The sequence below is a fragment of the Brevibacillus sp. SKDU10 genome, from assembly GCF_001645205.1.
GTDB classification, from domain to species: domain Bacteria; phylum Bacillota; class Bacilli; order Brevibacillales; family Brevibacillaceae; genus Brevibacillus_B; species Brevibacillus_B halotolerans.
The window spans coordinates 39,428-45,807 of the sequence record NZ_LSSO01000151.1; the positions used below are offsets into that span (position 1 = coordinate 39,428).

2 protein-coding genes and 1 pseudogene are annotated in these 6,380 nt (G+C 40.4%); all 3 read right to left on the bottom strand.

The annotated features are described in order from the left end of the window. Positions 1–3: 3 nt before the first annotated feature. A complete protein-coding gene (locus tag AYJ08_RS11820) occupies positions 4–1,518 on the bottom strand; it encodes a spore germination protein (protein WP_064017887.1) in 1,515 nt (504 codons plus the stop codon). A gap of 206 nt (positions 1,519–1,724) precedes the next feature. Continuing rightward, complete coding sequence (locus AYJ08_RS11825) at positions 1,725–5,684, bottom strand: non-ribosomal peptide synthetase (RefSeq protein ID WP_064017888.1); 3,960 nt, start codon at positions 5,682–5,684, stop codon at positions 1,725–1,727. A 46-nt stretch (positions 5,685–5,730) separates the two neighbouring features. After that, a pseudogene (locus AYJ08_RS11830) lies at positions 5,731–6,380 on the bottom strand (serine hydrolase domain-containing protein); the annotation flags it as partial.

Genomic DNA, 6,380 nt, shown 5'->3' on the forward strand with positions numbered 1-6,380 from the left:
CCATCACCTATCTGTTGGATCAGTAGCCTTTTTCTTCTTTTCCTGTAATGGACTTGCACTATGGGGTCTGGCTGTCAAGTATCTTGGCGCAGTAAGCACGACGGCATCTTTCCATTCTTTCATTCGAACCGGAGCAAGCGGCGAACCATACGGCGTTCCAATAGAGGTTAGCGTAATAAGGTGGATAAACATGATCATTAAACCCATGATAATTCCTACATAGCCAAAGAAATAAGCAAGCATCATCATGGGAAAGCGAAGTAAACGAATGGTTGACGACATATCGTAGTAAGGAATGATAAAGGAAGCAATTGCTGTAATGGAAACCACAATCACCATAATGTTGCTTACGATACCAGCCTGAACTGCAGCCTGACCAATTACAATACCACCTACAATACTAACCGTTTGACCGATTGGCCCCGGCAGACGCAATCCCGCTTCCCGGAGCATTTCCAAAGATAATTCCATTACTAAAGCCTCTAATACGGGCGGAAAAGGTACTTTTTCCCTAGATTCTCCAATGGATAATAACAGCTTTAACGGGATTACTTCGAAGTGAAACGAAATTGTCGCCACATAAAAAGCCGGAAGCACAAGGGAAATCATAAAAGCAATATAACGCAGCAGCCGCACAAACGAAGCTAGCAGCCAGTTGACATTATAATCATCCTTCGTTTGCAAAAAACCAACCAGATCCATTGGTGCAATGAGTACTCCTGGGGAACGATCCATGAGAATAGCGACACGCCCTTTTAAAATTTGCATTGCTGTAGTATCAGGACGTTCTGTCACCAAAAACTGCGGAAATACTGTAAATGTATTCTTCGAGATTAATTGCTGTAATTCACCGATATTTATAATGACATCCAGACTCAGCGCTTGAATGCGCCGCTCCAATTCCTCTATGACCTTTGGGTTAGCTACATCCTCCAAATAGGCCATGGTAATAGTGACTTTTCCCCGCTCTCCAATTTTTAGCTGCCGAAGCTTTAATTCTGGGCTAGGTATGTATCTACGTAGTAAACCAAGGTTTTTTGAAGCATTCTCTACGAAGCCATCATGCGCACCCTTGATTGTTGGCTCAAGATACGGCTCTTCAATAGAACGATCAGGATATGAAATGGTATTGACCTGGTAAGCTGTAGCATAGTTATGAAACAGTAAGATGCTTTTACCAATTAATAAGCTTTGTACAATCTCCTCTAGCGAGTGTGTTGGCTTCATCTTACAGCTTATTAAGGAAGAATCCTCAATCTGTGTAAGTGACGTCATGTTTTTTAACATAGGAGAAAGTACATCTTCATAGATTAATTTTTTATCAGAAAGCTCCTCCATATATAAGATGGCAGCTTCTTCACCTTGATTCCACGAAAAGCGTTGTACGGTAAGATCAGGCATCTGATCAAGCTTGGACAGTATTTGATTTATATTGTCCTCCAGTGATGTAGTAATAATAGAATCAGCTTGTGCGTGTCCTTTTCTCATGCTTCGTTTAAAAAATGGATGTTTGGGCATGCAATCACCTCTACATGTCCTTAGAGTGTATGTTAAGTATGTGCTGTTAATGGAGGATTATGCACATAATAGAAAACATTGGATATTACTTATATAATTTGCAAAGACCCCCTTTCTACTAACTCGATCCACTTCGAAAATGATAAAAAAACAGTGTAGAAGCAGGAAAAGATTCCCTTGCTACTACACTATTTTTACACGTTCCATTAAAAATCGAATTCTTCATCCTCAAAGGCATCTGGTAGCGCTGACGAATTACGCTCATCTGAGTTGCTTCTAAGCTCAAAACTAGCGATTGTCTTGTCGAACCGAGATGGGATTTGCTTTAAAATTTGTAAATAAGCTTGCCCCAAGTCCTCCGCCGTTTCTCTTTTGAACAAGTTACTTGAATAATACAGATCAAATAATAGACCCTCATCAGGCGTCTCAACAGCGATGATGGACAAATCCATTTTAGATGTAGTATCCGCAAAGTCATAGGCTATATAAGTTAATTCTTCCGATTCTATCCTTGCTTGGTTCATATTTTGCAGGGTAAGCATCGTTTGAAATAGTGGTGTTCGACTCGTATCTCTTGGGATTTTAAGCTTTTCTACTAGAGCATCAAAGGGATAATCTTGATGGTCGAACGCTTGAAGTGTTCGTATCTTTATTTCTGTAAAAAATTCTGCAAATGTTTTCGAAGCTTGAGGATAATTACGCATTGCTAGGGTGTTAATAAACATCCCTACCACTCTTTCCAGATCAGCATGCTGTCTTCCCGCTACTGGGGTGCCAACAACAATATCCTCCTGTCCTGTACATGTAAACAGCAAGATATTATAGGCTGCTAGCAGAAGCATATATAAGGTAGATCCACTATCTTGAGCGATTTGATAAAGTTCTTCACTTTCCGCCTTAGGAAGGGTAAAGGAAATTCGTCCCCCTGCATTTGTACGTATTGAAGGGCGTGGATAATCGGTCAGCAAGCGTAGAACGGGAGGCTGAACAGCGAACGTATCCGCCCAATATTGTTCTTGTATCTTTACCTGCTCAGAAGCAAACCATTGATTCTGCCAATGTGTGAAATCCTTGTATTGTATAGGTAATGGCAAAAGTTCCTTTCCTTTATATAAATCAATCAAATCCTCAATCAGAATTCCCATAGATATACCATCAGAAATGATATGGTGCATGTCCATGATCAAAAAATGACGCTCTGGTCCTAACTCATACAAGCCGACGCGAAACAGAGGGGCTTGTGATAACTGGAACGGCTGTATGAATTCTTGAATTGCATCACGAAGCTCATCCTCTTGTATCTTGCGTTGACTCATATGAAAGGTTACCTGTTTGTGTATTCGTTGAACCTGCTCTTCTCCTTGCCACTCAAACGATGTACGTAGTGCTTCATGACGTTCGATTAGTTGAGTAAGAGCTGTTTCAAAACGTTCCGGATTGACTGGTCCTTCAATGATTACGCAAGTAGGAATGTTATAGCTTGTATCCCCTTGATTCAGTTCGTCAACAATCAGCATTCTCCTCTGGGCAGCAGAAACTGGGTAATACGGACGCTCTTCTACTGGTTCCAATGGGATTTGGATAAAGGCAGAATCTACAGACACTTCAATCAACTGCTCCAGCGACTCAATGGTAGGATGATCAAAAATTTGTTTGACCGAAAGACTCACATTAAGCTCTTTGTACAGGATAGTAACCAGCGTCATTGCCTTTAGGGAATGACCTCCTATCCGAAAAAAATGATCCTGTATTCCGATTTTGTCTAGCTTCAAAATATCTTTCCAAATCCGTACCAATTCCTCTTGCAGAGGAGTTTTAGCAGCCTCATATAAAGTAGCTGAAGTAAGGTAATCTTTCAATTGAGCCAGTGCTAATCTATTGATTTTCCCATTTGGAGTAAGCGGAAATTCAGGCAACTGCATAAATTGAGATGGAACCATATAATCTGGTAAATGGCTTTGAGCAAACTTGGAAATTTGATCAAGAGTGACTTCATTTTCCGAAACGAAATAAGCAACTAAATATTTGATCCCATCCTCATCTGTTTTATCAAGAACAATCACTTCTCTCATGCCAGGGAATTGTAAAAGCCTTGCTTCTATTTCCTCCAGCTCGATACGAAAACCTCGAATTTTTACTTGATGATCCATTCTCCCCATAAATTCAAGATCACCGTTTTTGAGCCAACGCATTAAATCACCAGTTCTATAGACACGTGGCACACATAGATGCGGTGTATCAATAAAACGATCTTTGGTCAGCTCTGGAGCGTTAAAGTATCCATTCCCCACTCCTTCCCCACCAATACATAACTCACCTGGAATCCCCGGAGGAAGCAGTTGCAAATATTTATCTAAGATATAAAGCTTGACGTTATGTATTGGCTTTCCAACAGGAACCGTAGTAATTTGCTGTAATTCCTCTTTGTTCAAGATATGGTAGCCAGAAATATCTGTACACTCTGTTGGACCATACGTGTTGGAAAACTCCGCTTTAAAATGGGACGATTTGATCCAAGGCTGTAGTTTAACCATGTTGATCGGTTCACCACCAAGACTGATGTGGCGAATACTTCCCAGCTTAGCAAAATCATCGGCGACATTTTCATAAAGTAAGGGATAAAATGCACTAGGAGCGCAGTTAATCGTAGTTATCTGCTCTCTATCGATCACAGCAGACATCTGACGATAATCGAAAGGACCCGGGGAATAGATGATTAATCTTCCTCCAACTAGTAGCACGCTAAACAAATTTTTTTGTGCCAAATCAAAACTATTGGGAGCAATCAGCAAAGCCCGTTCATTCTCTGAAAACGACAGCTTCTTGATATACCAGTATAAAAGATTAACAAACGAATGATGTCTAATCATAGCTCCTTTTGGATTTCCTGTAGAACCTGATGTATAGAGAACATACAGAATCTCTTCAGGTTGATAAGGTAGGTTTAGGTTTTCCGTAGGAGCAGTTCCTTGCATCAAAATTTCTTCGATGATGAAAGTACGAGCTTGTTCTTGTTTGCAGTTCATTATATGTTTTTGTTGAGTTAGTATCACAGAGGCTTGAGAATGTGTTAGTAAATAGTTGATTCGTTCCTCTGGATAATCAGGATCAACTTGTAGATATGTCGCACCTGATTTAACAATACCGAGGATACCAATTAATAATTCAAGAGAACGCTCCACCATAAAACCAACAATTGTACCCGCATTCACCCCTTGTTCATGTAAGAACCAGGCAACTTGATTCGCACGATCATTTAATTCACGATAGGTTAATGATTTCCCTTCGAATACAACAGCAATCCGATCAGGCGTCCGTTCTACCTGCTCTTCGAAAAGCTGGGATACCGATTTATCGCGTGGATAGTCATTGCTACTCGCGTTAAAATCATAAAGTAACTGACGACGTTCAGCTTCATCTAGGAATGAGATTTCCATTAAGCTTTTATCCGGTTCTCTCATCACTTCAGAGAGATAATTGTCTAGATGATGAACGATCATTTGCATCCGATCATGACTATACAAACTAGCATTATATTCAAGGGCGAGTTGTAAATGATCCTCTTTCTGAGAAAAGCTAAAGAGCGAGTCAGCTTTTATTTGGCTTACGCTGCTTTTTTCGTGGATGTCGTCTAGCATAATGCATGTATTACATAATGGGAATATCCCATCTTCAACCTGCAATCCAGCTTTTTTCATCACCTGGTAAAAAGGATAGTTGGAATTTTGGCTAGCTTCCTTGATGTTTTTACTCATTTGCATAAGTAACTGCTTAAACGTCATCTTATTTCGTTGTACCTGAATACGTAACGGTAGTAATTTATTGACGATTTTCAATTCTTGCTTTTGTTTAAAGACAGGTGTACTAAAAACAATATCATCTGCTTCGGTGTAGCGTGAAAGAAGATCTGCAAGGGCAGTAGCAAGAATCGTCAATATGGCATAGGGAGATTGATTTGCAATCATCCGAATTTTTTCTGTCACCTCTGCTGAAAACGAATGAGTGATGACTCCCTTTTGGAATTCCTCCAGCGATGTACGTAAAAATTCAATAGGAAATGTAGAAAGCGCACTAATCCCGTTCATTTGATCTAGCCAGTATGCTTCTTCTTTTTCTAATTTTTCATGAGAGAGTATGAGATTTTCTGTGATTTTGCTAGTCGTCATGAATGCAAGCCTCCTAGATGTAAGAGATAGATGATTTCTCTAGACGTTATAATCGTTGCATTTTCCAAGTGCCATGGAGATGAAAATAGGGAACCTGCCCTTGCTCGTCAATGTGAAATTGCACCGATTTAAACGTATCACTGACAAATAAACCGTGTTCCATTGGGATCAGAACATCTGTAACCCCATCCTCTTCCATGATAAGTTTATGATCCTGATACGTTACATGATAAACCCAGTCTGGAAATCCATGGTGTGAATAAGTCCCACAGCAAGCTTCTATTTCCTCTGCTGATAGAGACGTCCAACCATCTGGCAACAAGTAACGGTGACAGCGATTGTTATTGATCATAAGATACTGCACACATCCGTCACTTTCCCTTATCACTTTCAGATTCAGCACATGATTGCCCTCTTCGTCATATCCCTGCAAGAAATCGCCTGTCCTTAGCTGTAGCCTAATTGGTTGGTTATTTAAGGTTAATAGCGACTGATCTTCCTTCGTGATTTCTATCAATCCTACGTTAGCTCCAAAGAAGGTTCCCGCGATGCCTGAGCATTCCTCGGCGTTATTCCGATCTTGAAGAAGCTCTGTGGATGTTTTGGCTTGGACAAGCGGCAATTGCAATTGATCGAACACGAGACGGATAATTTTTTCATGCGGAAAGGGGCGATTATTAAGGAGAATGGCAGCAC